Below are 2,189 nucleotides of genomic sequence, written 5' to 3'. Positions count from 1 at the left end.
GGACGCTGGGAGCATATTTGCCGGAATTTCTTTCCGCTCAGGACGAGCGTACAACCACCAGGGGCGTTGGTGTATCAGTATGTGGCTTAAAAATCTGTCTCGTTTTTTTAATGGCGTCGGTTTTCTGCTGTTACCGGTCATACTCTCTGTTCTGCTTGTTGCAGCAGGCAAAATTTTTCATCTGATCTTTGGCGATGCTTTTTCCGATAAGCTCTTGACGCCGGTTGGGATTATTGCGCTGATTGTCGTGCCTGCTCTGCTATTTTATGGCATTTCGGCACTGCTGCGCGTCGTTAAGGATGATGACCAGGGTACTTCTGAACCGCCACAGAAAAAGGCTGCATCCCGCAAGTCTGCTACCAGTAGACTAAAAGCAAACATCACAACCACTACGACAAAACGCGTATCGTTGTGGCGAATTGTGCTGAATGCTATGACGCTTATCGCGCTGATACTGATTCCTTTTTTCGGCATATTGGGCATTGTCGCGTTTATAGGTATCGTGATTTTCCGCTTTATGCAGCCATCCGCGCAGAGCCGTTTTATGCGTTTTCAGGAAATGTTGCCTGGCAGTAACGTGCGTTCAATGGCGACCGGCATGGTTCAACTGAAAGGCAAACTGGTGGCGCAACAGCGGATCTTGGCACCGCTGAGCGAAGAGAGCTGTATTGGTTATTACCACTGTATCAGTGAAGAAGATCGCGACCTTGAGGGAAGAACGCATTACCGGACAATTCACGAAGAGCAGTGCTGCCATCCCTTTCTGCTGCGTGACAGCACGGGTAGCGTGCTGGTCGATGCCATCGGCCTGGATTTCCATCTGTTATCGGTTAATGCAGAGCGGCGCAGCGGACGTGAGATTGAGCGTGAATATATTCTTAGACAAGGCTCCCATTGTCTGCTGATTGGACGTGCCGTGCGCCGTGGTGATGAGTGGGTGATCACGCGTGATAAACTGCATCGAGTATTTGGCATTGCCCCCATCGCCCATATCCAGCGCCGCAAAAAGTTAAATGTTGTGTTTAGCCGCGCTCGCTACTTTTTGGTTGGCACCGCTCTGGCGATAGCGCTGATACTCGCGGTTCCCATTGAAGTAAAACAGCACCAGGTCGTTATCCACTTTGAGCAGTTGTTTTCGTTCTTCTCTTCCTTACTGCCAATTTCAGAGATCATGAATTGAATCATCGCATTGTTTATCGTTCCATTTTTTAATAAAAGTGTCTCCTTGTATCACATTGGCATCAATGCATTTCCCAGACTGATTCGGGCGAAGCTGATGTGTGATCACTTCCGTCCACTTTTACAATTACCTCTAAAGAGATGAGTTATGCTGGCTTTACCTTTTGATTTGAGGTTTCTGATGCAAGAACCGGGCTACGCGCTGTTGATCACTATTTTAAGCCCGCTGGCGACAATTCTTATCCTTGCGCCTTTCTTCTACTCGCCGACGGTTAAGTGGCTGAGTGGTGTATTGGCAGGAACTGCCGCCATCGTGTTTTTTCCAGGATTCGCGCTGTCCTTTATTCTGTTGTTCAGCGGTGTCGGCGGGGTAAAAATTCTGTTCTGCTGGCTGGCGCTACTTGTAGGGGTTCTGAGTTTTGTGCTGCTCAATCACCGCCAGCTCAGTGTGGTGGTTGGTGAGTATAACCGCAAGGTCACCAAAGGTGTGGTAGAGAAAAAACGTTAACCACAGCATTACGCCGTTCACGTCGGTCACATAAAATATACTGGTAAAGCCAATAGACAGATATTACTCGATTTTTTCTCTCAAAGAGAGGGTTGGTGCATGTGGCTAAGCCAAATTCCCAGAACAACTGCGCATTCTGCGCAACTTTTTGCTCACTTTATGGTGCAAATCACTTTTCACGCAATTTATGCCGTTTTTTCACGAGGTTGACGCAACTTTTTGCTCAGGCTCGACGTAAGGAAGAGAGTGCTAAATTAATTACTGATTAAAAACAATAAGATAAAATCTGGCATGCGAATTGCTGTGCAAACGGTGCAATGACTCAACCCGTTCAACAACAAGGAGCAACACAATGCCAACTCCATGCTATATCAGCATTGAAGGTAAAACTCAGGGCAATATCACCGCAGGGGCTTTCACCTCGGACTCCGTCGGCAACATCTACGTGCAGGGCCACGAAGATGAAATGCTGGTACAGGAATTCAAACACGTGGTTACCGTA

At 47.7% G+C, this 2,189-nt stretch carries 2 protein-coding genes and 1 pseudogene; all 3 read left to right on the top strand.

The window, feature by feature from the left end; translation table 11 throughout:
• A partial coding sequence (locus J5224_RS25315) for a hypothetical protein (RefSeq protein WP_264627964.1) occupies window positions 1-1,180 on the top strand: 1,180 nt, incomplete at its 5' end.
• 147 nt (window positions 1,181-1,327) lie between these two features.
• Window positions 1,328-1,687 (top strand): hypothetical protein, encoded by a 360-nt coding sequence (locus tag J5224_RS25310; protein WP_264627962.1) that lies wholly within the window; start codon window positions 1,328-1,330, stop codon window positions 1,685-1,687.
• A 352-nt stretch (window positions 1,688-2,039) separates the two neighbouring features.
• Window positions 2,040-2,189: pseudogene (hcp1, locus tag J5224_RS25305) on the top strand (type VI secretion system effector Hcp1); the annotation flags it as partial.

It is taken from the genome of Candidatus Symbiopectobacterium sp. NZEC135, assembly GCF_025962695.1.
Note: the sequence above shows the minus strand (reverse complement) of the source record. Positions and strands in the feature narration are given on the sequence as shown.

Excerpts from the sequence above, each read along its gene's own strand:
- J5224_RS25310 (WP_264627962.1), top strand. The coding sequence starts at position 1,328 with ATGCTGGCTTTACCTTTTGATTTGAGGTTTCTGATGCAAGAACCGGGC.